21 protein-coding genes are annotated in these 24,073 nt (G+C 37.9%); 8 read left to right on the top strand and 13 right to left on the bottom strand.

Annotation, left to right across the window (positions count from 1 at the left end):
• Positions 1 to 131 precede the first annotated feature (131 nt).
• The 5 genes from rpsK (at position 132) to ACN9MR_RS19005 (ending at position 6,193) form a co-directional block, all read left to right on the top strand.
• Positions 132 to 521 (top strand): 30S ribosomal protein S11, encoded by a 390-nt coding sequence (rpsK, locus tag ACN9MR_RS19025; protein ID WP_010599885.1) that lies wholly within the window; start codon positions 132 to 134, stop codon positions 519 to 521.
• 61 nt (positions 522 to 582) lie between these two features.
• Positions 583 to 1,191, top strand: a complete 609-nt coding sequence (rpsD, locus tag ACN9MR_RS19020; protein WP_029282720.1) for a 30S ribosomal protein S4 — start codon at positions 583 to 585, stop codon at positions 1,189 to 1,191.
• A gap of 85 nt (positions 1,192 to 1,276) precedes the next feature.
• Positions 1,277 to 2,269: a DNA-directed RNA polymerase subunit alpha gene (locus ACN9MR_RS19015; protein WP_025145205.1), complete on the top strand. Its 993-nt coding sequence runs from the start codon at positions 1,277 to 1,279 to the stop codon at positions 2,267 to 2,269.
• Between the two features lie 111 nt (positions 2,270 to 2,380).
• On the top strand, positions 2,381 to 2,905 hold the full coding sequence (rplQ, locus tag ACN9MR_RS19010; protein WP_029278659.1) for a 50S ribosomal protein L17: 525 nt from the start codon (positions 2,381 to 2,383) through the stop codon (positions 2,903 to 2,905).
• 318 nt (positions 2,906 to 3,223) lie between these two features.
• Positions 3,224 to 6,193, top strand: coding sequence for a glycoside hydrolase domain-containing protein (locus ACN9MR_RS19005; RefSeq protein WP_426326078.1), 2,970 nt, complete (start codon positions 3,224 to 3,226; stop codon positions 6,191 to 6,193).
• Between the two features lie 182 nt (positions 6,194 to 6,375).
• On the opposite strand, the gene ACN9MR_RS19000 is transcribed toward ACN9MR_RS19005, so the two are convergent.
• Entirely contained in the window at positions 6,376 to 7,008 is a 633-nt protein-coding gene (locus ACN9MR_RS19000) for a gluconate 2-dehydrogenase subunit 3 family protein (RefSeq protein ID WP_426326076.1), read from the bottom strand.
• 11 nt (positions 7,009 to 7,019) lie between these two features.
• Complete coding sequence (locus ACN9MR_RS18995; protein WP_426326074.1) at positions 7,020 to 8,756, bottom strand: GMC family oxidoreductase; 1,737 nt, start codon at positions 8,754 to 8,756, stop codon at positions 7,020 to 7,022.
• A 245-nt stretch (positions 8,757 to 9,001) separates the two neighbouring features.
• On the opposite strand from ACN9MR_RS18995, the gene ACN9MR_RS18990 reads away from it, so the two are divergent.
• Both ACN9MR_RS18990 and ACN9MR_RS18985 read left to right on the top strand, forming a co-directional pair.
• Positions 9,002 to 10,189, top strand: a complete 1,188-nt coding sequence (locus ACN9MR_RS18990) for a class I SAM-dependent methyltransferase (RefSeq protein WP_426326072.1) — start codon at positions 9,002 to 9,004, stop codon at positions 10,187 to 10,189.
• Between the two features lie 24 nt (positions 10,190 to 10,213).
• Positions 10,214 to 10,945, top strand: a complete 732-nt coding sequence (locus ACN9MR_RS18985) for a hypothetical protein (RefSeq protein ID WP_426326070.1) — start codon at positions 10,214 to 10,216, stop codon at positions 10,943 to 10,945.
• Here ACN9MR_RS18985 and ACN9MR_RS18980 read toward each other — a convergent pair.
• Positions 10,942 to 11,517 (bottom strand): murein L,D-transpeptidase catalytic domain-containing protein, encoded by a 576-nt coding sequence (locus tag ACN9MR_RS18980; RefSeq protein WP_426326068.1) that lies wholly within the window; start codon positions 11,515 to 11,517, stop codon positions 10,942 to 10,944. The two genes, ACN9MR_RS18985 and ACN9MR_RS18980, sit on opposite strands and share 4 nt — an antisense overlap.
• A 65-nt stretch (positions 11,518 to 11,582) precedes the next feature.
• Entirely contained in the window at positions 11,583 to 11,942 is a 360-nt protein-coding gene (locus tag ACN9MR_RS18975; protein ID WP_426326066.1) for a DUF1304 domain-containing protein, read from the bottom strand.
• 410 nt (positions 11,943 to 12,352) lie between these two features.
• On the opposite strand from ACN9MR_RS18975, the gene dnaK reads away from it, so the two are divergent.
• The gene (gene dnaK / locus ACN9MR_RS18970; protein ID WP_426326064.1) at positions 12,353 to 14,263 is read left to right on the top strand and encodes a molecular chaperone DnaK; all 1,911 of its coding nucleotides are present in this window, start codon (positions 12,353 to 12,355) and stop codon (positions 14,261 to 14,263) included.
• A gap of 387 nt (positions 14,264 to 14,650) precedes the next feature.
• On the opposite strand, the gene ACN9MR_RS18965 is transcribed toward dnaK, so the two are convergent.
• From ACN9MR_RS18965 to ACN9MR_RS18925, 9 genes are all read right to left on the bottom strand, one after another.
• A complete protein-coding gene (locus ACN9MR_RS18965) occupies positions 14,651 to 14,941 on the bottom strand; it encodes a hypothetical protein (protein WP_426326062.1) in 291 nt (96 codons plus the stop codon).
• Positions 14,942 to 14,988: 47 nt separating this feature from the next.
• Entirely contained in the window at positions 14,989 to 15,681 is a 693-nt protein-coding gene (locus tag ACN9MR_RS18960; RefSeq protein ID WP_426326060.1) for a TMEM175 family protein, read from the bottom strand.
• 5 nt (positions 15,682 to 15,686) lie between these two features.
• On the bottom strand, positions 15,687 to 16,763 hold the full coding sequence (locus tag ACN9MR_RS18955; RefSeq protein WP_426326058.1) for a phosphotransferase enzyme family protein: 1,077 nt from the start codon (positions 16,761 to 16,763) through the stop codon (positions 15,687 to 15,689).
• Positions 16,754 to 17,653: a nucleotidyltransferase family protein gene (locus ACN9MR_RS18950; RefSeq protein WP_426326056.1), complete on the bottom strand. Its 900-nt coding sequence runs from the start codon at positions 17,651 to 17,653 to the stop codon at positions 16,754 to 16,756. Before ACN9MR_RS18950 ends, ACN9MR_RS18955 begins: the two co-directional genes overlap by 10 nt.
• A 125-nt stretch (positions 17,654 to 17,778) precedes the next feature.
• Positions 17,779 to 18,441: a hypothetical protein gene (locus ACN9MR_RS18945; protein ID WP_426326054.1), complete on the bottom strand. Its 663-nt coding sequence runs from the start codon at positions 18,439 to 18,441 to the stop codon at positions 17,779 to 17,781.
• An 11-nt stretch (positions 18,442 to 18,452) separates the two neighbouring features.
• Positions 18,453 to 20,027 carry a helicase HerA-like domain-containing protein gene (locus ACN9MR_RS18940; protein WP_426326052.1) on the bottom strand — a complete coding sequence of 525 codons (1,575 nt, stop codon included), beginning with the start codon at positions 20,025 to 20,027 and terminating at the stop codon, positions 18,453 to 18,455.
• Positions 20,028 to 20,121: 94 nt separating this feature from the next.
• Entirely contained in the window at positions 20,122 to 20,427 is a 306-nt protein-coding gene (locus ACN9MR_RS18935) for a chaperone modulator CbpM (protein ID WP_426326050.1), read from the bottom strand.
• 5 nt (positions 20,428 to 20,432) lie between these two features.
• The gene (locus ACN9MR_RS18930) at positions 20,433 to 21,329 is read right to left on the bottom strand and encodes a DnaJ C-terminal domain-containing protein (RefSeq protein ID WP_426326048.1); all 897 of its coding nucleotides are present in this window, start codon (positions 21,327 to 21,329) and stop codon (positions 20,433 to 20,435) included.
• Between the two features lie 309 nt (positions 21,330 to 21,638).
• Positions 21,639 to 24,056 carry an alpha/beta hydrolase family protein gene (locus ACN9MR_RS18925; protein WP_426326046.1) on the bottom strand — a complete coding sequence of 806 codons (2,418 nt, stop codon included), beginning with the start codon at positions 24,054 to 24,056 and terminating at the stop codon, positions 21,639 to 21,641.
• Between the last annotated feature and the right edge of the window lie 17 nt (positions 24,057 to 24,073).

Genomic DNA, 24,073 nt, shown 5'->3' with positions numbered 1-24,073 from the left:
ATTTTAGATGTGAGCACCATGTCTTTAAAATCTGCTCAAATCTGGAATAAAAGATAAAAAGTAGGATACTGAGTATCGGGGTAGAGAAAGTCTCATATCTCAAGTCTCATATCTAAAATCTAAAAGATAAAATGGCTAAGAGTAAAAAAGTAACAAAAAAACGTATCGTTGTAATTGAGCCTGTTGGTCAGGCGCATATCAATGCTACCTTCAACAACATTATCGTTACCTTAACAAACAACAACGGACAGACTATTTCATGGTCTTCTGCTGGTAAAATGGGCTTTAAAGGTTCAAAAAAGAACACACCATATGCAGCTGGTCAAGCAGCTTCAGATTGTGGTAAAGTTGCGTTTGATCTAGGTTTACGTAAAGTTGAAGTATTTGTAAAAGGTCCGGGTTCAGGTCGTGAGTCTGCAATCAGAACTTTGCAAGTAGCAGGTATCGAAGTAACATCTATTAAAGATATTACTCCACTTCCTCACAACGGATGTCGTCCTCCTAAAAAGAGAAGAGTTTAATTAATTTTAAAGCTAAGAATCTCAGGTTACAGGCCTGACGATACTTTAAAACAGAAAAAAAATGGCAAGATATACAGGCCCAAAATCAAAAATCGCCCGTAAATTCAGAGAACCAATCTTCGGTCCTGATAAGGTGTTAGACAGAAAAAATTATCCTCCTGGGCAACATGGCTCATCAAAAAGAAGAGGAAAACAATCTGAATATGCTATCCAGTTAATGGAGAAACAAAAAGTAAAATATACTTATGGTGTATTAGAAAAACAATTCAGTAACTTGTTTAAAAAAGCATCTTCTCGTGCTGGTATTACCGGTGATAACTTACTTCAGTTATTAGAAGCACGTTTAGATAACACAGTTTACCGTTTAGGTATTTCAACAACCCGTTCTGGTGCACGCCAGTTAGTTAGCCATAAACACGTTACCGTGAATGGTGAAGTTGTAAATATCCCTTCATATCAGTTAAAAGCTGGTGATGTGGTTGCTGTTCGTGAAAAATCTAAATCTTTAGAATCAATTAGTAACTCAGTTGCAGGTAGAACGATTAATAAGTTTGCTTGGTTAGAGTGGAACGCCAGCGAATTAACTGGTAAATTCTTAACCTACCCTCAACGTGATGAGATTCCTGAAAACATCAAGGAAAACTTAATCATCGAGTTGTACTCAAAGTAATAAATGAGCTAGTTAATTACCTTACAAGGGTAATTAACTTTTTTCATGTTACTATATATTCAATAACGAATTTAAAAAATTATAAATGGCAATTTTAGCATTTCAGAAACCAGACAAAGTGATCATGCAGAAATCAACTGATTTCGATGGCACATTTGAATTTCGTCCTTTAGAGCCCGGTTTCGGTGTAACAATTGGTAATGCCTTAAGAAGAATATTACTTTCTTCATTAGAAGGTTATGCTATTACTACTATTCGTTTTTCAGGCGTATCTCACGAATTTTCTACCATGAAAGGTGTTGTAGAAGATTTAACTGATATTATCTTAAACTTAAAACAAGTTCGTTTTAAGAAAACAGGTGATTCAGGTGATTCTGAAAAAGTTTTCATCATCGTTAATGGTCAAGATCAGTTTAAAGCTGGTGATATCACTAAATTCTCTAACAACTTTACAGTTTTAAACCCTGAGCATGTAATTTGCAACATGGATAAATCTGTTACTTTGGAAGTGGAATTAACCATCAATAAAGGACGTGGTTATGTACCTGCTGAAGAAAATAAAGTTGCTGATGCTGTTGTAGGTGTAATCGCAATCGATTCGATTTATACTCCAATGAAAAATGTAAAATACACGATCGAAAACTTTCGTGTTGAGCAAAAAACGGATTATGAAAAATTGGTTTTAGATATCTCTACTGACGGTTCAATTCATCCAGAAGAAGCATTAAAAGAAGCGGCTAAGATCCTTATCCAACACTTTATGTTATTCTCTGATGAGAATTTAGTATTAGAATCTCAAGCTAAAGAAGAAACTAAAGAAGTTGATGAGGAAATTTTACATATGCGTAAAATCCTTAAAACTGAATTGGTAGACATGGATCTTTCAGTTAGAGCATTAAACTGCTTAAAAGCTGCTGATATCCGTACTTTAGCTGATTTAGTTTCTTACGATGTTGCTGATATGTTAAAATTCAGAAACTTCGGTAAAAAATCTTTAACAGAGATCCAGGAATTAGTAAAATCAAAAGGTTTATCATTTGGTATGAACCTGTCTAAATTTAAATTAGACGAAGAATAAAACGCATGGCGCCATGCGCTTAGCGCAAAGCGTTGAACAAATTATTATTTCACAGTGTATAATTCCCTCAGCTTAATTGCAACGAGACGGTATACACTCAATTAAAAAACAATGAGACACGGTAAAAAAGTAAACCACTTAGGTAGAACCGCAAGCCACAGAAAGGCGATGTTAGCTAACATGGCTTCATCACTTATTTTGCACAAAAGAATTACAACAACTTTAGCTAAAGCTAAAGCTTTACGTACTTATGTTGAGCCAATTATCACTAAATCAAAAAATGATACTACTCACTCACGTCGTACAGTATTTGCTTATTTACAAGATAAAGAGGTGGTAACAATCTTATTCCGCGAAATTGCTGAGAAAGTTGCAAACCGTCCAGGTGGTTACACTCGTATCATTAAATTAAACAACCGTTTAGGTGATAACGCTGAAATGGCTTTAATTGAATTGGTAGACTACAATACAGTTTACGGTAAAGATGCAGAGGTTAAAGAAGAGAAGAAAACAACTCGTCGTGGTAGAAGTAAAGCTACTGCTGCACCTAAAGCTGCAGAAGCGAAAGCTGAAGTGGCCGAAGAAGTTGCTCCTGCTGAAGAAGCTCCTGCTACTGAAGAACCAAAAGGAGAATAATTTTATTCACCTTAGATCAAAAAAGTCCTGTTCGAAAGAGCAGGACTTTTTTTGTGGCTTTTCTTTCTCTCTTTTTTGTGCCGTCAGATGTTACCGTCTTACGTTTTGTTAAAAATAAATTAGAACTTACTTCTTCTGTGTGTCAGATGGTAACATCTGACACCACTAGAATCAATGGCATATATTCCATTAGTCAACTGGCTGCCTACTATTAAACCATTGACTAATGAACCAAATAGGCAAACGTTTGTCTCATTTTTTCATTACATAGCTTTATTTCAGCTAGGTATCTATAAATTAGCCAAAAACAAATTTGAAATGAAATTTAGGCTTTTTCTATTACTCTGTCTTTTCGGACAGCTATCTCTTAATGCGCAAACACTAAAATACACCAATGGTAATAATGCATGGAATCCTGATTCGTTAGGTAACCATAGAGTTGTTGTGCAGTTTGCTGGCACAGGCAAAATTGCACATGCTAAAATCGATTGGCGCCGGAGGGATGAACATCCAGAATTAAAAGGAATCATTGTACAAGATGCCAATGGTAAAACTGTTTCTGTTGTTGGCACAGATAAGCTGACAAGAGAAAGTGCTGATGTTTATTTCGAAGCAAGTGGAATAGGGAAATATTACGTGTATTACCTCGCTTATAAAAATGAGGGAAGAAGTAATTATCCGAAAGGAGTTTATTTGAAGCACAAACAGGCTGACCAGGCATGGTTAACGGCGGCAAAACAGGTTAAAGTGAATGCTTCTGTTGTAGAGATCCAGTCAATCGATGCTTTCAACTCTTTTTATCCAATGGAAGTAATTGCCACGGACAAAGAAACAGACGGAATAAAGGCTAAATATGCTTCAGAAGCTTTCATTGTTTTTCCGGAGGACAGAATGTTTCCAATCAAAATGCAAAATGATTTACCTTATCGTTGGGTACAAAAAGGTGCTGCAAATACTTTTACAGGCTCGGCTGCTAAAGGAGAAAACTATGCTTTTCAATTGGGCGTATTTGCTTTGAAGGATCTGAAAAATGTAGTGGTTAACTTCGGAGATTTAAAAAACGCAGCTGGAAAGGTAATTTCTTCGAAATATATCAACTGCCTAAATACCAATGGAACAAGTTATGATAACAAGCCTTTGGTTGAAACCGTAAATGTAGCCTCTGGAAAAATTCAGCCGCTGTGGATTACGGTTAACATCCCTAAAAATACAGCTGCAGGTATTTATGCTGGAAAATTTACGGTCAAAGCCAATGGAAAATCTAAGGTTATTGATGCCAGAATTACTGTAGGTAAAGAAGTTTTAGCCGATGCCGGTGTGGGAACTCCAGATAAACAGACCCGCTTAACCTGGTTAAATTCTACTTTAGCACAATCGAATACAGTTGTCGCTCCTTACACACCGCTAACTGTTGAGGGCAATGTAATCTCCCTTTTAGGTAGAAAGTTCGAAATTAATACAGATGGTTTTCCTAAGCAGATTCAAACATTCTTTAATGCCGAGATGACGGCTTATAGCGAAAAACCTAATAATATCCTGGCAGAACCTATTCACTTTCACTTCTTTAATACCCCGAAAACGCAGGAGAAATTTGTTCCAAGTAATTTCCAGGTTACGAGTAAAGAAGCTGGAACCGTAAAATGGAAAGCAACCAATACCTCAGAAAACCTGAAAATGGATTTGGAAGGTGCTTTAGAGTTTGATGGCTATGTACATTATGTAGTTAAGGTAACTGCCTTAAAGGATGTTGAATTTAGTAATGTCGATTTTCATATCCCATTTGATAAAGGCTCTACAAAGTATTTGATGGGCCTGGGCGAAAAAGGTGGTGTTAGACCAGATACCGTAAAATGGAAATGGGATGTGGCGAATAAAAACCAGGATGCCGTTTGGATCGGAAATGTAAATGCGGGCCTGTATTACAACTTAAGAGACGAGAACTATGTTCGCCCGCTTAATACTAATTTCTATCTTCAAAAGCCCTTATTATTGCCTAAATCGTGGGGTAATGGAGATAAGGGTGGTATCCAGATTAATGTTAAAGGAAGTTCCATGCTTGCCGACAACTTTACCGGCGCAAGAAGCATGAAAAAAGGCGATGTATTATACTACAATTTTAATTTACTGATTACGCCTTTCCATTTACTTAACACCGATTTTCAATGGGATAACCGTTTCTATCATAAGTATGGTGATTTAGATACGATCAAAGCTAAAGGTGCAACGGTAGTGAACATTCACCATGCCACGCCAATTAACCCTTGGATCAACTATCCGTTTATCGAATGGAAAAAGATGAAAGATTATATCAGTAATGCACACTCGAAAGGTTTAAAAGTTAAAATTTACAATACCGTGCGCGAGCTTTCTAACCATGCATACGAGTGGCCAGCTTTGAGAAGTTTAGGTACTGAAGTATATTCTCCGGGTAAAGGTGGAGGCTTTAGCTGGTTACAGGAACATTTAGATTCTAATTATATTGCTGCCTGGTTTGTTCCTGAAATAAAAGATGCGGCCGTAATTAACAGCGGAATGAACCGTTGGCACAACTATTACGTAGAAGGAATGAACTGGTTGGTAAACAATGTTGGGATTGACGGCGTATACTTGGATGATGTAGCTTTCGATCGCGTAACCATGAAGCGTATAAAACGTGTATTGACACAGGATAACCACCCCGGTATAATCGACCTGCACTCTGCCAATCAGTACAACAAAAGTGATGGCTTTAATAATAGTGCTATTTTATATCTGGAACATTTTCCTTATTTGAACCGCTTATGGTTTGGCGAATATTTTGATTACCAGAAAAACAATCCCGATTTCTTTTTAACAGAAGTAAGCGGAATTCCTTTTGGATTAATGGGAGAGATGTTACAGGATGATGGAAATCCCTGGCGTGGTATGATTTACGGCATGACAAGTCGCTTGGGCTGGTCTGACAAAAGTGACCCAAAACCATTATGGAAAGCCTGGGACAATTTCGGCATAAAAGGATCTGAGATGATCGGTTACTGGAGCGAGAACTGTCCGGTTAAAACCGATAATGCAAAAGTGCTGGCAACTGTTTACAAACAAAAAGGTAAAACAATGATTGCATTGGCAAGCTGGGCAGAGGGAGATGTAAAGGTTAACTTAACCATCGACTGGGCCAAACTGGGTTTAGAAGCCGGTAAAGTAAAAATAACAGCTCCTGCAATTGATAAGTTTCAAACTTCTGGAAGTTATCCTGATGGAAAATCGGTTCCTCTTGAAAAAGGAAAGGGTTTAATATTGATAGTGGAGTAATTAGATAATGCCGTCACCCTGAACTTGTTTCAGGAGCTTTGTGGCAGAAGCCACGTACCGATGATGCAAATAATATTATATCGTCATTTCGAGCGGAGTGCAGCACAGTCGAGAAATCTATTATAGATCTCTCCCGAAAGTTCGGGACTGCGCTCCAGTCGAGATGACGATTTTTTTTAAAGCTATATCTTCACATTCTCCATTCCGTACTGTTTCAGCACATCTGCAGGAACACCGGCCCACTGGTTTGGTGCATTACCTACATAACCAATATCTTTTACGCCAATTTCTGTAGTGTAAAATCCTGACGCAGTTAAGTTTCTCATTCTATTGAAAAAAGTTACGCCCGCCTGCATTTCTGGTCTGGCTTTTTTAGGGTACGCAATTTCATCTACAATAGAAATCTGTTGCTCTGCTGATGCTTCAACAAATGATTTTTGAAATTTATTAAAGCTATACACATCCAGCCATTTAAGGCCACCGCGCATGGGTACTTTATGTTCAGGGATGTCTTTAACAATAAACTCGATAAACTCTGGCACTTTAGCATCAGATGCACTGCCTGATACATCATCTTTAGGAATAATAATGTCGGCAAGAACTGTAATGGTAGCCATTTCATGTTTAGTGAAAAAGGTTTCAGCTTTTAATTTCTTATCACGGTCTATTTCCCACTGTTCTCTTCCGGCTTCTTTTGCAGTTTCTTCTGGTGCGGCTACTTCGGTTTTTGTTTCAGGCTGTTTACAGGCCTCTAACAGTACCGCAGTACTAACAGCTGTTAAACCTAGTGCTTTTATGGAATCACGTCTATTCATATGGTAATTCTTTAAATATTTTGTTTTTTCTTCTGAGCTAAAATATATTCCGCGGTACGCATCGATAGTGCCAGGATGGTCCAGGTGGCATTTTTATCTCCTTGTTGAACAAATGGACCCGCATCAACCACAAAAAGGTTTTTACAGTCGTGTGCCTGGCAGTATTTATTCAATGCCGATTTTTTAGGATCGTCGCCCATGCGGATGGTTCCAACTTCGTGGATAATTTTTCCTGGGTTAAGCAAACCGTAATTGGTATCTGCTCCCTGAATTTCGGAGGTAACCACCGCACCCATTTCTTTCATAATCGAAAGAAAGGTTTCCTGCATGTGCTTAGCCTGTAGAATTTCATCTTTCGCCCATTTATAGTTAAATCTTAAAACAGGAATACCATATTTATCTACCGTGTTGGGATCAATTTCACAGTAGTTATCTTCTCTGGCGATGGCTGTTCCGCGACCAGCCATTCCGACGCCAGTTCCATAGAAACGGCGATAATCATCCTTTAATGATTTTCCATAACCTCCGGCTTCTTTCATTTTGCCATCTCTGCCGGGAACCATTCCGTTCATTTGGGCTACACCGCCTCCAAAGCCATATGCAGGCATGCCCATTCCACCCCAATATTCGATATGATAACCACGCGGAAAGTTTAGTTTACGGTTATCTAACCACCAGGGCGAATAGATATGTACACTGCCCAAACCATCTTCATTGTAACGTTTTCTGTCCATTAACTGAGGAAGAAAGCCCGAAACACTTGCTCCAGTAGAATCATGCAGGTATTTTCCAACCACACCACTGCTATTGGCCAGGCCATTTGGGTGAGAAGTTGATTTTGAATTCAATAATATACGGGCCGATTCGCAGGCACTGGCACCTAAAATAACCAATTTGCCGTTTACCTGATATTCTTGCAGGTCTTTCCGGTTTACATAAGAAACGCCCTTTGCCGTACCGTCTTTATCGGTAATTACTTCCCGCACCATGGCATCGGTAATCACAGTCAGGTTTCCTGTTTTTATAGCAGGGTTTACCAAACATGATGACGATGAAAAATCGCCATAAACTTTACAGCTTCTTCCACATTGGCCGCAATAGAAGCAAGGTGCACGGTCGCTATTATTGGGTAAGGCCTCGGTAAGGACTGACCCACGGCCGGTAATTACTTTTACACCAGCCTTTTCTGCGCCTTTTTTGATAAAAAGTTCGTTTAACCTTGGTTTTGGCGGTTTCATAAAGATACCGTCTGGCTCATTTTCTAAACCCTCTGCCGTTCCATAAATACCAATCATACGGTCAACTTTATCGTAGAAGGGTTTTACGTCGGCATAGGTAATAGGCCAGGCATCTGTTAAGCCGTCTTTAGGTTTAAAATCGTCCGGACCCATCCGCAAAGAAATTCGTCCCCAGTGATTGGTACGGCCACCGAGCATCCGCGAACGGAACCATTCGAATTCACTTTTGTTTTTCTGGGTATAAGGCTCGCCTTCTAATTCCCATCCTCCATACGAAGCATCAAAATCTCCAAATGGGCGTGTTGTACTGGCGCCACGACGGGGAGATTCCCAAGGCCATTTTAATTGATGTGAATCTAATCGCGGATCGAAATTTTGACCAGCTTCGAGCATTAAAACCTTTTGACCTGCATGTGCCAGAACATATGCAGCCATTCCACCACCAGCACCTGAGCCAACAACAATGGCATCATAAACGGTAGGCGATTTTTTTATCTGAAAGTCACTCATGAATTGTGGTTAGCTATTTTTATATACTCTAATCTAAAGCTTAATTTTTTGAAATAAAAGTGTAAGGCTATTTTGGAATCAATATAGATAATATTGCTCATGCGTATTTCTAAATCGTATTACGTCAGCGTTAGATTAGCCGTTTTTAATCAAATAACCCTTAAGATCGTCGCTCTATTGTTACATTATCATGGATATGTTCTGCTCCGGATAAACTTGATTATCTTTGTCGTTAAAATTTATCAATGCCAGTGTCAGAATATATAGAGCAATTTACTTCAGCTTTAAAAGGAAGTTTGGATTCAGCAACTTTTGTAAAGGTATCTTTAGGGAACTACAAAGGTAAAGAAGAAGCATTAAAGCAAATTCTTATCCGTAAAGTTGTGATTAAACGTGAAGATAAACTGGCCTTTACTTATCGCTACAAAACCCGCGATGTGGTGAAGAACTATGCAGTTGATGAAGCAATGGATCTGATTTCTGATTATCTGGAAAAAGGTTTTAAAATCGGTACTTTGTTTACTACCGAAAAGGATCTGATTTTGGAGGAGCTGAACAATGGTAAGATTGTTTTTAGAGAAAGCAAGGCATCAAGTGCAGCAACTCCATCTGCCAGCCACGACAAAGAGAAAATAAGGTTGATTAAACCTGCTTCAAAATCGTATCTAACAGCGTTGAAAATCACCGATGCAGAAGGGAAGGTATTCAAAAATGCGCAGGATAAATTCCGCCAGATTAATCATTATATCGAAATTTTAAGTTCTTTGATTAAAGAATTGCCTGAAGGTAGCATTAAAAAGGTAGCCGATATGGGTTCAGGCAAGGGGTATTTAACTTTTGCGTTATACGATTACCTGCATTCGGTTTTAAAATTGGAAACTGAAGTTGTTGGCGTAGAGTATCGCCAGGATATGGTTGATTTGTGTAATCAGGTTGCTGGTAAATCTGCTTTCGATAAGTTGAATTTTGTTCAGGGAACGATTGAGGATTATAAGGCTGAGGATGTGAATCTCTTAATTGCGTTACATGCCTGCGATACCGCTACCGATGATGCTATTTTTAAGGGAATTAAAGCTAATGCCGAACTAATTGTTGTTGCACCTTGTTGCCACAAACAAATCCGCAGGGAAATTGAGCAGCATAAAATAAAGAATGATGTTTCTTTTTTAACAAAATATGGCATCTTTTTAGAACGCCAGGCCGAAATGGTTACCGATGGCATACGTGCCTTAATTTTGGAATATTTCGGATATAAAACTAAAGTATTCGAATTTATTTCAGATGCGCATACGCCTAAGAATGTGCTTGTGATTGGGGTAAAGGGCAAAGGGCTTAGCGCAGAGCGGCAAGCGGAAATTTTACAGAAAATTAAAGCCAGTAAAGAATATTTTGGAATTGGTTACCATCACTTAGAAAGATTGTTGGAGTTGTAGATTTATTGAAAAATTAAATATCCTATGAAATTACGCTTTATCCTCATCCTGTTACCTTTTTTCATTTCTTGTAAACCTGACAAACAATTAGGGGATGGAATTTTTGATCTAAATGATTTCTCTTTTAGCATAAATGCAGCACATCTATATGAAAAACCGTTAAAAGGGCAAATCACCGACAATTATTTTTCGCAGGTTGATACTAGTTTTAATATAGCAAAGGGAGACGATCATAAAAGTGTTGTAGGCATTCATTATATCATGAATATTAATAAAGAGATAGATACCATAGGAAAACTTAAAAATGTCTATTTTTTTAAAGTTGAATCGGTAACCGATGCAAAACAAAATCTGATGATGGTTTCTGCTGAGGGAAACGCTGATTTTAGGCAACAATTGAGCCTCATTAAACAATTAATAGTAGAATATGGAAAGCCAAAAGTTATCCAACATATTAGTGGTTTTACAACATTTACCTGGAGATTATCGGACAGAATTATTCAAATAAATGCTGAAATGATTCCTGATTATGAAAATGATAAGAATGCAAAAGAAGGTTTTTTAAATCCCAATGGAGGCTTTCTCAAAACTGATCATTATGAAAAGGATCATGTTGCAAAGATTTTTGCATATATTTTTAATCTTGATCATGAAGAACTCTTGGGGAAATATGCAGGACAGTGGCAAATTTCAAATGATTATAGTACACCTCATTTAAATGATGCCAACAAAACGGTTGTTTCTCCATTTAATTAAACATAAATCCAAAGCAATACAGGTTTTTTCTTGGTTTTGAGTAGCGCATCTATTTTTCTCATGGTACCATCTGATAAAACAGGGCAACCGGCGCTTTGTCCGAAGAGGGTTTGAGGATAAATTTCCTGAGTTGGAACTGGCGTGTAAGAATGTAAAACCACAATCCGTTTAAAAGCATTGCTGTTTGTTTCTTCTAACCCATACATTTTATAGTGTACATGGATTCCCCAGTTGCTGTATGCGCGACCTTTAACTTTGTATTTGCCCAATGAGGTGCAATAACTTCCTTCTTTATTGCTGAAAACAGGTTTGGTTGGCGTGCTTCCGCCGCCAACGCCATGTGCGCACAATCCTTCGACGGTGATCTTTTTCTGTTTAAAATCGTAAACAAAAATCCTGTTTTTGCCCGAGTGGATACTCATATCAACCATAATGGCGATGGAAGTATCCATTTTGTTTTTCTGGCAGAAAGCCAAGGCTTCATTAATTCTATTTGCACTTATGTTGTTATTTACAGCAGGTTTAAACCCGAAAAATGTAAATAAAATGAGGAGAGCGGATAACTTTAGCATATAGAATTAATGGTAAAAATAATTCACTTTTTTGATCGGTGAGCTACTAACCAATAGGATCAGGTTTACAGATGCAAAAGAATCAGCGCTACTAATGCGGGGATTGATTGTACATAAAGAATTTTTTTACTGGCTGTTGCTGCACCATAAATCCCGGCGATAATCACACAGGTTAAAAAGAATATGGCCACGTAAAACCTCCAGTGGTGATCGCTTATACATAACGACCAGATTAAACCCGCTGCTAAAAAGCCATTATATAATCCCTGGTTTGCGGCTAACGTTTTTGTTGGTACAAATAAATCTTTAGGAATGGTTTTAAATACTTTCGGTGCCTTGGTGGTCCAGGCGAACATTTCTAACCAAAGGATATAGATGTGGATGAAAGCTACTAAGCCGATTACGATTTGTGCTGCTAATTGCATTTTATACGGGATTACACAGATTTAAATGATTGCATTGATTGTAATTTAAAGATATAAAACTTTGAGGGCATTTAGATGATCACTCATTATTTCTGTTTTTATCACCGAAGCGAAGAAAAACGCTGTTCAATAAACCCGATAATAGCGGACACGAGTGAAACGAAGTAAAGCGGTTAGCGGGGCTGCTGCCTCCGAAGAACTGCTGGCTTTCATTTTCAAATCATTTTAAGGAATTTGCTCTTTGTTTTAGTCTTTAAGCTTATTTCTGTCATGCTGTCAGTAAACTATAACCTCTTTTTTTACATTTTATCAGTCTTTTACCCATATTATCTGCCAAAACCCAATTGGCACAAGCATTGTTTAATAGGAGTAGAAATTATAATACTTTAAAAAGAGAAAATACAAATACAATGGGAAAAATTATTGGAATAGACTTAGGAACAACAAACTCTTGCGTGAGCGTAATGGAGGGCAACGAGCCTGTAGTTATCGCAAACAGTGAGGGTAAACGTACTACACCGTCTATTGTTGCTTTTGCAGAAAACGGTGAGCGTAAGGTTGGCGAGCCTGCTAAACGTCAGGCTATAACCAACCCAACAAAAACGATATATTCGATTAAACGCTTTATGGGTAACAGCTACGACGAAAGTGCGAAAGAAGCTGGACGTGTACCATATAAAGTAGTTAAAGGTGATAACAATACACCACGTGTTGAAATCGACGACAGAAAATATACTCCACAAGAGATTTCTGCAATGATTTTACAGAAAATGAAAAAAACTGCCGAAGATTTCTTGGGTCAGGAAGTAACTGAAGCGGTAATTACTGTGCCAGCTTATTTTAATGATGCACAACGTCAGGCTACTAAAGAAGCCGGCGAAATTGCAGGTTTAACTGTAAAACGTATCATTAACGAGCCAACTGCAGCTGCTTTAGCTTATGGTTTGGATAAAGCACACAAAGACATGAAAATTGTTGTTTTTGACTGTGGTGGTGGTACTCATGACGTTTCTGTTTTAGAATTAGGTGATGGTGTTTTCGAAGTAAAATCTACTGATGGTGATACTCACTTAGGTGGTGATGACTTTGACCATATTATTATCGATTGGTTAACAGATGAGTTTAAATCAGAAAACAACATGGACCTTTCTAAGGATCCGATGGCTTTACAACGTTTAAAAGAAGCTGCTGAAAAAGCTAAAATTGAATTATCGAGCACAACTTCTACTGAAATTAACTTACCATATATTACTGCTGATGCCAGTGGCCCTAAACACTTGGTGCGTACATTATCTCGCGCTAAATTTGAGCAATTGGCTGATAGTTTGATTAAACGTACTATCGATCCTTGTAAATCTGCTTTGAAAAATGCTGGTTTAAGCACAAGCGATATCGACGAAATTATCTTGGTAGGTGGTTCTACCCGTATCCCTGCTATTCAGGAAGCGGTTAAAGCTTTCTTCGGTAAAGAGCCAAGTAAAGGTGTTAACCCTGATGAGGTTGTAGCAATCGGTGCTGCTATTCAAGGTGGTGTGTTAACTGGTGATGTTAAGGATGTATTGTTATTAGACGTTACGCCTTTATCATTAGGTATCGAAACTATGGGTGGTGTAATGACTAAATTAATTGAGTCTAACACAACTATCCCAACTAAAAAATCGGAAACTTTCTCAACTGCAGCTGATAACCAGCCTTCGGTAGAGATCCACATTTTACAGGGTGAGCGTCCAATGGCTGCTCAAAACCGTACAATTGGCCGTTTCATTTTAGATGGTATTCCACCAGCACCTCGCGGCGTGCCTCAGGTAGAAGTTGCTTTCGATATTGATGCCAATGGTATCTTACATGTTAGTGCTAAAGATAAAGCTACCGGTAAAGAGCAAAAAATCCGTATCGAAGCATCTTCAGGTTTAACTGACGCTGAGATCAAAAAAATGAAAGAAGAAGCTGAAGCCAATGCTGCAGATGATGCAAAAGCAAAAGAAGAAGCTGATAAAATCAATGGTGCTGATGCTTTAATTTTCTCTACCGAGAAACAATTGAAAGAGTTTGGTGATAAATTATCTGCTGATAAAAAAGCACCAATCGAAGCTGGTTTAGAGAAATTAAAAGCTGCGCATTTATCACGTAACTTTGCAGATATCGATGCAGCACAAGCTGAATTGCAAGCTGCATGGAACGTAGCATCAGAAGAAATGTACAAAGCTGGTGAGCAACCTCAAGGTGGCGAACAACCACAAGCTGATGGTCAGCCTCAAGGTGGTGGCGATAACGTTACTGATGTTGATTTTGAAGAAGTAAAAGAAGACGATAAGAAATAGTCTTGAGTCTGATTCCTGAGGCGAGAGTCTTGGGAGCATATAAAAAGCGTTTCTGATTAAGTTCAGGGACGCTTTTTTTGTGCAAAATCGTCATTGCGAGAAGGCTTTTTCAGCCGACGAAGCAATCTTCCTAAGATGAGTTTAAATCGCGATTGTATTGCTTTGTGTTTCGCGATGAAGATAAAATTAATATTTTGAAAATTAACGCTCAGTGCTTTTCGGCCGGTACAGCCCCGCCATTCGCTTAGCCCTCATAATCCTGATGTAAAATCGGGATGGGGCTGCCGCTACTGTCGGGTTTAGAAAGAAGCTTAGTGCTTTTCGGAAGGGTTGAATAGCGATAAGGGCAACTTATTTGTTCTTTAATGCCAAATATTGGAATATTGTTTAATTTCTTTTACTAAACGCAAAAACGACCCTTTCCATTATAAAACCGTAGAATAAACAATTTATTCCTAGTCCGGGAAAGAAGAAATGTCCATCCATAAAGCTAAATAATAAGCTGTGCGTAGGAAAACGAAAGATGTAAAATAGTTTGGCTAATGCCTGTATTAGAATACTATTGCCATCTGTACCTTCATCAACAGCTCCTGCGGCAATAAGCGTTATAAAAGTGAATATACAAAAAATGAGTGTTGAAGAAATGAAAATCAATGTTTTAAAACTATTTCCTTTCATTATATTGGTTAGCCCTTAGCTGTGTAAATATTACAACTCAAATTAAATCACTTTCTATGCCCTGCTTTGGGTTTTTCATGATATTCCAGGTCGTTTACTCTGCCAAAAAAACTATTCAGTAAAGCAATTGCCGGCCAAATTAACATTGGTGTAAATCTGCTTAGTATATTCATATTATGCTCTTTAGGTAAAATTAAGTCGATAAAGATGCCCAATAAAAATATTGCGGGCACGATTAGTGTCCGCCATCGGGCTAACTGCCGGGTTTTTAAATCGTCAAATCCATCGGAAATACGACCTTTATGCTTAATAATGTAAGTCAACATTCTATAATTGAGAAAGCCAGTTAACGCTACATTTAAGGAATAAAACCAAAAAGGGAGGCTGTAGGTAGTGTTGTCACTATAATAAGCTGAACTAAATGGCATAAGGATAATCGAAAATAGAAAGAAGAAATTCAGCCAGATTAATTTATCATCGTAATTTTTAATAAAAGAAAACATGCGGTGATGAGCGCGCCAGTAAATCGCAACAACAAAAAAGCTGATAACAAATCCAATAAATTTGGGGATTAAATTTAACAACTGGTCGACCATTTCAGTAAAGCCCATATTTTTGTGGATTTCTGGGGCCTTAATTTCTATAATTAAGAGCGTAATGGCGATTGCAAAAACAGCATCAGTAAAAAGAATCATTCGTTCAATCTGAAATTCTTTCTTTGATTCAACATGGTCTGACATAAAATCTAAATTAAATTCTGTTCAATAATATCCTGTAACTCTTTTTCGTTTGCAGCAAGTTCATGTAATAATTTAAACTGATTCTTGGTCCGGTCTAAATTTTGTGTGGGGTAACTGATAGGATAGTACTTATTACCGCTTAAAAAATCAGTTAAGAAGCGAAGGGCCTGCATATAAATGATGTATTTGCCTGAGAATAAGATGAGCTCTTTTTCTGTTTCTGTCAGAATACTCTTCATTTCGGATAAATAACCTTTTATCGTGGCCTCAAAGTAAGGTAAGCGTATCTTAATCTTATCTAAATCGGTTTCATTTTCAGAGAAGGCACAAAGGTAAGTGCGCATCATATCGCCCAAGTCGGAAATGAATTTACCAGGCATAATGGTATCTAAATCGATTACGCAGATACCTTCATAAGTTTCATTATCCAATAAAACATTGCTTATTTTGGTATCGTGGTGCATTACACGATCAGGGAAATCGGTTCTGTGCGAGTATGAGGTATAATAATCTAAAATATATTTATATGCTAAAGCATCTTCAATTTGTGCTTTTGCCTCATTTTTTAGCGTTTCTTCTGCCTGGCTTAATCCCAAAGTAAACTGTTCGTACCTTAAACCTAAATTGTGGAAACCTGGGATAGTGGGCTGAAGTGTTTTTGCATCAAAATCATCTAATAACCTGCTTAGTTTGCCAAATTGTTTAGCAGCCTGATATGCTTGCTTAGGGTCGGCTAATACATCTAGCGAGATGGTATTAGGCACGAAGGGAAGCATCCGCCAATATTCATGGTGAATGTGTGCCATTTCTTCACTATTTGTAGTAGAAACGGGCTTAATAAAAAGATATTCAGGGTAAGTGAAGGTAAGGTAATCGGCAATGGACCGCAGGTTGTTGGCAATGGCCTGGGGCGATTTAAAAACCGAAGTATTTATATTTTGAAGAATGTATTTCTTCTTTTCGGATAGGGGCGAAAGCAAATAAGTACGGTTAATCAAACCCGTACCTATTTGTGTAATTATTGTATTTTCTTTAGCGTATCCGTAGGCTTTTAAAACTTCGGAATCTAAATTTAGTTCCATAGTTTTTCTGGATATGTTCCGTTTTTAACCAATTGGTCAATACTATCCTGAACATACGGTTTATCTTCTTTATACGTTACGCCAAACCATTTGTTTGATGTAGGTACTACTTTGAAGGTTGCAATATTACTTTTTACTAAGTTCTCACCAATTAATGGAATAAAAAATTCTGCTTTAGGCTTATCTTTGTTCGCTTCAGCAAATTCTTTGAACAATTCTTCAGTAATTTTGAAAACTGCTGGTGTAAATCCCCAGAAATTCATTGAAACAGGCGTTTCATACGCTAAAGGAAATTCCTCGCCATTTTCTTCGTAAAAAATATTGCCATCTTTAGGATAAACCTTTGTACGTTCTACAATTTCTTTTAAGTTACCAGATTCATCTACCTGGCAAACGCCACGGGAAACGGCTCCAAACTCCGACAACGTTTTACCAATTTCGTAGCCAATAATAGAATAATTGCTATCTGTTACTTCGGTGGTTAAGAAATCGACCATTTTTTTAAAGGCATCGTAACCATAGTAATCATCAGCATTAATTACGCAGAATGGTTCTTTAATTACGTTTCTGCCTGAAAGGATTGCATGTGCGGTACCCCAGGGTTTCTCCCTGTATATTTCTTCTTCTATGCCAAATTGTTTTAAATCGAAGTTTTGGAAAACATATTCTGTTTCAATTCTGCCAGCAAGTTTAGGTTCGAAAATGGCTTTGAATTCATTTACAAACTCTTCTTTGATAATAAATACAACTTTGCCAAAGCCAGCGTTAATTGCATCATATATTGAATAATCGATAATGGTTTCGCCATTGGGGCCAAAACCATCGATTTGTTTCATACTTCCATAACGGCTTGCCATACCTGCAGCCAATATTAATAGGGTAGGTTTCATCTATTGTTATTTTATTTTGAGAATTTTATATGATTAAAATAAATTAGTTTAATCATACTGTATTCATAATGCGAAAATAGTAATGCTATTTAAATTTTAATTATAAATAACCAGGTGTTTTATTTTTATGTTTTAGTTAGGTATTCAAATAACCTTTTTAAATCACTGTCTTGTTTGAAATCAATCTTTTCTTTTTTAAGGTAATCTGTTAGTTCTTTTTCTTTATTCGGAAGTAGTTCAATCAACGATTTTTTATTTATGTTTATTTTAGATAAATTCCCATTCTGTAAAACATAATAAGTGCTATAGTTCTTAAAAGATTTGGTTACTGTAGCAGATCCATATCCTGTACTTTCTGTAATCTTTTTATAAACCCTTTTGAAGAGAGATATTTTTCCAGAGGCAATTATCTGAAAAAATGAGGATTGATTCAGTCCGTCGATTACTGGAAGCCCATTGATAAATTTATAACTGTTAGATAAGCCAGAGTCGGTGATCTCGAATGTTGAAACTGGCTCAGCAAAATACATCATATTTCCGCCCTCTCCCTGAAATATGAGCTTATCATTCATTATATCATACTTTAATGGCATATCGACATAATTTTTGCCAGATTTTGTTGTTACTTTTCCTTTCGACCAAAAATCTAGAAAGTATGGAGTGCCAATAACATTCTCATATTTGATTTCTTTTAATAGAGTACCTTGCACGTCTCCGTAAGGCTGAATAGCATATTGAGCATGGACTATAATGGAACAAAGTGAGAGTACAATAATTAGATATTTCATCGTCTTATAATTTAAAACCCAAATAAACCACCACCGGTTTTTGAGCGTGTTTTCTTTCCTGTAAGCATGCCAAAAATACCGCGAACAATTTCTTTACCAATTTGGCGTGTTATTGTTGCGCCCATGACCTGTTCAACGAGGCTCTTTTCGCCCGGTTTAGGCTTGCTTTCTTGTTCGGCCTGTTTTTGAGCTTCAGCTTCCTGTTTTTCTTGTTCTGCTGCTGCAGTTTGCTCATTAATGCGTTTGGTTAAAATATCATAAGCGCTTTCAGGATCGATAGGATCTTTATATTTAGTATACTTCGAGCTGGCATGAACAAGCTGATCGAAATCAGCAGCGGTAAGTGGGCCCATTATAGCTCTGGGCGGGGTAAGCATGGTAGCAGATACCTCTGTAGGTATGCCTTTTTCATTTAATACCGTAACCAAAGCCTGACCTGTTCCCAGCGAGGTTAATATTTTATCGATTTCGTAGAAATCTGATTTTGGATACGTATTAACTGTTTTTTTCAAAGCATCTACATCATTAGGTGTAAATGCCCTTAATGCATGTTGTACGCGGTTACCCAATTGCCCTAAAACACTTTCAGGTACATCAGTAGGTGCCTGGGTACAGAAGAAAACACCAATTCCTTTTGAACGGATTAACCTGATAATGGTTTCAATCTGCTCTAAAAATGCTTTCGAAGAATTTTTGAACAATAAATGTGCTTCATCAAAAAAGAAAATCAGTTTTGGTTTGTCTAAATCGCCAACTTCGGGCATGGTATTAAATAACTCCGCCAGTAAGCTTAACAAAAAGGTAGAATACAGTACTGGTTGATTTTGAACATCTGCAATATTTAACAAACTTATGGTTCCTTTGCCATCAACACGCTCGAAAAGATCTTCAATGTCAAAAGATTTTTCGCCAAACATACCCGCTAATCCTTGCTGCTCTATAGCGACAATCTTTCTTAATATAGTACCAGAAGTAGCAGTAGAAATGGTGCCATAACTGCTTTTTATTTCGGCGGCTCCGGCACCTTCTGATAGATAAGAAACCAGTTTCTTTAAATCATTTAAGTCGATAATCGGCATTTTGTTATCATCGGCATATTTGAATATTACCGCCATAACACCTGCCTGAGTATCATTTAAATCCAATACTTTCGATAAAAGCGTTGGCCCGAACTCTAATACCGTTGCCCGCATCTGAGCACCCATTTTACCCGAAAGGGAGTAAATTTCGATGGGAAAGCCAGATGGAGAGAAAGGTTTGTTGAGCTGTTGTGCTCTTTCCTCTATTTTTGGATTGACGGAACCGGGCTGGTTTAAGCCTGATAAATCGCCTTTAACATCTAACATAAAAACAGGAACACTGGCATCTGACAGTTGTTCTGCCAATAATTGCAGGGTGCGCGTTTTACCAGTTCCGGTTGCTCCAGCAATTAAACCATGTCTATTCATCATTTTTAACGACAGATTAACCTCAGCCTCGCTGTAAACCTGACCGTCTAAAATTCCGGCGCCTAAATAAATGTACGACCCCGTAGGGGCATAGGATGATTTTATTTTTTCAATGAATTTTGAAGAAAGATCGCTCATTTTTTTTAATTAGATTGCCAATTTAAGAAAGATATCTTAAAAAGATTATGTTTTTGTTCCCACTTTTAATGCAAAACACTGCACAAACGGTTGTTTAATGGTGTTGGTTAAGTTGCTTATAATAATTTAGTTCGTTTTGAAGTGCGGTTATTTCTTCCTGCATATTTTGCAATTGATTAAGCAGATGCGAAACAGCATGAATGCCTTCTAAGTTGATCTCCAGATCGTTTGCTAAACGAAGATACTGTTCCAATTTGGTCAATTCATCAACTGGCAAAAAGAGCGATTGCTTTTTAACCGTGGTGTGGATCAGACCAAAATCTTCAAGCGATTGGATAAAGTTTATTTCTACGTGGTGGTAAGCACAGATATCTTCTACAGGTATTAGATTGGTTCCCATAATGGTTAGAATTTGGAAAGTTTTTCGAATAGTTCTTTTTGTTCGGCATTTAGATTGGTAGGTAACTTTACCTGCCATTTGATATATAAATCACCAAACTGATTTTCTTTTTTATAAAGTGGAAATCCTTTTCCTTTTAAACGTAAAGTAGCGTCGGGCTGTGTTCCCTCTGGCACTTTAAGCTTGACCTTGCCGTTTAAGGTTTCTACAATTTTTTCACCCCCTAAAATGGCGGTATACAGGTCAATTTCTTCCTGGAAGTAGATGTCATTTCCTTTTCGTTTAAATTTAGGATGATCTGTAATGTTAAATTTGATGTATAGGTCTCCCGGGGGACCATTGTTAACACCTGCTGCACCGTAACCTGGTAGTTTAATTTTTTGCCCATTTTCTACACCCGCCGGAATGGTAATGCGTACTTGTTTGCCGTTTACGGTTAAGGTTTGCTTGTGCGTTGTATAAGCATCGAGTAGATTAAGTTGTAAATCGGCATTGTAATCCTGGCCTTTAAAAGGGGAATTTCTACTGCTTCTGCCTCCGCCGCCGCCAAACATCGACGAAAAGAAATCAGAAAAATCTTCGCCTCCAAAACCTCCAGAATAGCTATTGCCGCCATATCCTCCACCTTGCGATTGGTATTGCCTTTGCTGCTGTTCCTGGGCATCTAACTGATCGGCATGTTGCCAATCTTTACCATACTTGTCATATTTCTTCCGCTTTTCCGGATCACTTAAAACCTCGTTTGCCTCATTTATTTGTTGAAATTTTTTATTGGCTTCCTCATTGTTGGGATTAAGGTCGGGGTGGTGTTTTCTGGCTAATTTTCTATAAGCTTTTTTAATATCCTCAGTTGTTGCATCTTTCTTTAAATCGAGAATTTTATAATAGTCTATGTAGTCCATAATGGCTTTAACAAATAAGTAAAAGTAATGTTCAATTTTATTATATAAATGTAGGTTTTATAATGGTGTATTTCAATGGAATTGTCTTAACCACTTAGTTGGATAGTTTGTTTATAGTTTGAGGTACTTCGCCATTAAGGAATTAAGAACATTAAGGTTTTTGGAAGTGCAGTCAGCTGTTGCCAGCTGACTTTAAAGTGCAATTGGTTGATTGCCAGATAGAAATATCTGGCACCACGAGAAAGAAACCTCGTTAAACAAAAAAGTGCCTCATATAGAGGCACTTTAATCGATAAAGGTAGAGAGAGATTATTTTTTATTTTTTACGTATTTTTCTAACCATTGGTCTTGCTCCCAAAGCATGTGAAGCAAGTTTTCTTTGCCGCGGTAGCCGTGCGCTTCATAAGGTAAAAACACAAAACGGGTAGTACCGCCAGCACCTTTAATCGCATTGAACAAACGTTCGCTATTAATCGGGAATGTGCCCGGGTTATCGTCAGAGTCACCGTGGATTAACAATATAGGCGTTTTAATTTTATCTGCATAACTGAATGGGCTCATTTCGTAATACAACTGAGGTGCCTGCCAATAGGTACGCTCTTCGTTTTGAAAACCAAAGGGTGTAAGTGTACGGTTATAGGCTCCGCTACGGGCAATGCCTGCTGCAAAAAGATTAGTATGAGCCAATAAGTTTGCTGTCATAAATGCACCATAACTATGTCCTCCAACAGCCATACGTTTTTTATCGCCAACGCCTAAATCGGCAAGTTTATTAATGGCAGCTTCGGCATTAAGTTGTAATTGATCTACAAAGGTATCGTTAGGTTTTTTACCATCTTTGGCAACAATTGGCATTTCTGCATTATCTAACACTGCATAACCTCGGGTTACCCAGAAAATAGGAGAGCCCCAGCTAATTGTAGTAAATTTATCTTTCGATCCACGGATCTGTGCGGCATCTGCTGCAGAGTTAAACTCGCGAGGGTAAGCCCAAATTAATGAGGGTAATGGCCCATCTTTATCCTTATTGTAACCTTTAGGTAAATATAGGTCGCCTGTTAAATCTACACCATCTGCACGTTTGTAAGAAATTTTCTGTTTGCTAATCCCTTCTAAAGACGCGTACGGATTAGTAAAATTAGTAATTGGTTGATCGGCGATGCGAAGCATCAGGTTTTTAATAAAATAATTGGGTACTAATTTCTGACTCTCTTTACGGGTAAGCAAAACCAGTTTATCAGGATTAATTACATCGCTTACATACTCGAAGGTTCCTTCGGCACTGCGCCAGATAATCTCATTCTTTTTAGTGGTTAAGTCGAATTTGGCTAAGAAAGGCAAATCTCCCTTTTCAGATGAACCTACTATATTGTTCATTAACAGTTTAGTGCCATTGTCAACCGTTTTAATTACCTGTCGGCCATATTTGTTTTTGGTAGTAACTGGCGAACCTGGGTTGCCATAAGCATCTGTTTGGTTACGGCTGTACAATTCTTCTACTTCGCCTGTTGTAGGGTTATAACGGCTCACTTTATTGGTTTGTTTGCTACGTAATCCTTCCATAATTAAAGCAAGGCTGGCATCGCCCCATTGTACGCCACGGTAACGGGTCTGTGTTTTAAATAATTCTTTTTCTGTGCCGGTAAAAGGTGCGCTTAGCGCATAAACTGCATCATGAAAGGGAACATCTTTTTTAATTAAACCACTATCCAATGGCTTGCTCCAAACCAGTGTAGCAGGTTCATCATCCCTCCAGTCGAAACCACGCGGTACATTTTGCGTATTATCATAACCAGAAGGTGTACCCTCTGATGAAGGTAGTTCAGCAATAACTTTAATGGCTTTACCGGTTAAATCAGTAATGGTTATTGTTGATGGAAAACCGTATGCCGTAACCAGGTAAGAAAAAGGTTTGCGTATGGTTTCGATCATCATGTAATTTTTATCGGGTGATAAACTCGTTGAACCATAAATAGCTGGTTTACCAATGGCTGTTTCTATACCTGCTGTATTTTTTACCAATTGCGAGGTTGCGAAAAACTCGAACAATTGTTCGTCAAAAGGTGATTTAATTAAATCCTGATAAGTGGCGCTTGGTGCAGCTTTACCTAAGTTTTGCTGAATAGTTGGCCCTTTTGGCATCAATGGCTTTTTGGGTGCAGCACTTGCAGGTTTAGTTACAGTACGGTAAATAATGGTATTATCATTTAACCAGGTAAGGCCACTACCTAAAACCACATTTAAAAAAGCCTTGTTGGTTTTGACTGCTTTTTTTGTAGCCAGATCAATAATATAAAGATCTACTCCCTTTTGAGTGGTGTGGGTAAAGGCAATTTTATTTTCTGATGGGTTCCAGCTAATGTTGCTGGCGTATAATGGAGTTGGCAATCCTGAAACCTGAAACGTTTGGTTGGATTTGATGTTTTTTAAGCTAAAGTTGTTGATGTAGGTTTGTCTGCTGGGTGAATAATTATTTGGGTTTAACCTTAAGCCTGCAATTCTGTATTCGGGCAAGGCCAGCTCTTCGACCGAAGGGTAGGAGTTACGCTCGCTAAACAAGATCCATTCTGCTTTACCATCAATACTTACGCCAGGTGTTGGTTTGGCAAGTAATAAATCGGCAATTTCTTTAGGGGGTGTTTGGTAGCTTACTGCGTCTTGTGCAGCCGAATTAAGCGAAACACAAGTGCCCGCTATCAATAAATAGAGGTGTAGTTTTTTAATCATTTCCAGTTAGTTTGTTC

The organism is Pedobacter sp. R-06, from assembly GCF_049913135.1.
Classification (GTDB): Bacteria; Bacteroidota; Bacteroidia; order Sphingobacteriales; family Sphingobacteriaceae; genus Pedobacter.
This window is presented reverse-complemented; position numbering and strand designations above follow the sequence as displayed.

What these genes read in the sequence shown, in the direction of transcription:
- ACN9MR_RS18925 (WP_426326046.1), bottom strand. Translation starts at nt 24,056, where the DNA reads ATGATTAAAAAACTACACCTCTATTTATTGATAGCGGGCACTTGTGTT.
- ACN9MR_RS18985 (WP_426326070.1), top strand. Translation starts at nt 10,214, where the DNA reads ATGAAATTACGCTTTATCCTCATCCTGTTACCTTTTTTCATTTCTTGT.
- ACN9MR_RS18955 (WP_426326058.1), bottom strand. Translation starts at nt 16,763, where the DNA reads ATGGAACTAAATTTAGATTCCGAAGTTTTAAAAGCCTACGGATACGCT.
- ACN9MR_RS18960 (WP_426326060.1), bottom strand. Translation starts at nt 15,681, where the DNA reads ATGTCAGACCATGTTGAATCAAAGAAAGAATTTCAGATTGAACGAATG.
- ACN9MR_RS18995 (WP_426326074.1), bottom strand. Translation starts at nt 8,756, where the DNA reads ATGAGTGACTTTCAGATAAAAAAATCGCCTACCGTTTATGATGCCATT.
- ACN9MR_RS19015 (WP_025145205.1), top strand. Translation starts at nt 1,277, where the DNA reads ATGGCAATTTTAGCATTTCAGAAACCAGACAAAGTGATCATGCAGAAA.
- ACN9MR_RS18930 (WP_426326048.1), bottom strand. Translation starts at nt 21,329, where the DNA reads ATGGACTACATAGACTATTATAAAATTCTCGATTTAAAGAAAGATGCA.
- ACN9MR_RS19005 (WP_426326078.1), top strand. Translation starts at nt 3,224, where the DNA reads ATGAAATTTAGGCTTTTTCTATTACTCTGTCTTTTCGGACAGCTATCT.
- ACN9MR_RS18945 (WP_426326054.1), bottom strand. Translation starts at nt 18,441, where the DNA reads ATGAAATATCTAATTATTGTACTCTCACTTTGTTCCATTATAGTCCAT.
- ACN9MR_RS18950 (WP_426326056.1), bottom strand. Translation starts at nt 17,653, where the DNA reads ATGAAACCTACCCTATTAATATTGGCTGCAGGTATGGCAAGCCGTTAT.
- ACN9MR_RS18940 (WP_426326052.1), bottom strand. Translation starts at nt 20,027, where the DNA reads ATGAGCGATCTTTCTTCAAAATTCATTGAAAAAATAAAATCATCCTAT.
- ACN9MR_RS18990 (WP_426326072.1), top strand. Translation starts at nt 9,002, where the DNA reads ATGCCAGTGTCAGAATATATAGAGCAATTTACTTCAGCTTTAAAAGGA.
- rplQ (WP_029278659.1), top strand. Translation starts at nt 2,381, where the DNA reads ATGAGACACGGTAAAAAAGTAAACCACTTAGGTAGAACCGCAAGCCAC.
- ACN9MR_RS18965 (WP_426326062.1), bottom strand. Translation starts at nt 14,941, where the DNA reads ATGAAAGGAAATAGTTTTAAAACATTGATTTTCATTTCTTCAACACTC.
- ACN9MR_RS18980 (WP_426326068.1), bottom strand. Translation starts at nt 11,517, where the DNA reads ATGCTAAAGTTATCCGCTCTCCTCATTTTATTTACATTTTTCGGGTTT.
- ACN9MR_RS19000 (WP_426326076.1), bottom strand. Translation starts at nt 7,008, where the DNA reads ATGAATAGACGTGATTCCATAAAAGCACTAGGTTTAACAGCTGTTAGT.
- rpsD (WP_029282720.1), top strand. Translation starts at nt 583, where the DNA reads ATGGCAAGATATACAGGCCCAAAATCAAAAATCGCCCGTAAATTCAGA.
- ACN9MR_RS18935 (WP_426326050.1), bottom strand. Translation starts at nt 20,427, where the DNA reads ATGGGAACCAATCTAATACCTGTAGAAGATATCTGTGCTTACCACCAC.
- ACN9MR_RS18975 (WP_426326066.1), bottom strand. Translation starts at nt 11,942, where the DNA reads ATGCAATTAGCAGCACAAATCGTAATCGGCTTAGTAGCTTTCATCCAC.
- dnaK (WP_426326064.1), top strand. Translation starts at nt 12,353, where the DNA reads ATGGGAAAAATTATTGGAATAGACTTAGGAACAACAAACTCTTGCGTG.
- rpsK (WP_010599885.1), top strand. Translation starts at nt 132, where the DNA reads ATGGCTAAGAGTAAAAAAGTAACAAAAAAACGTATCGTTGTAATTGAG.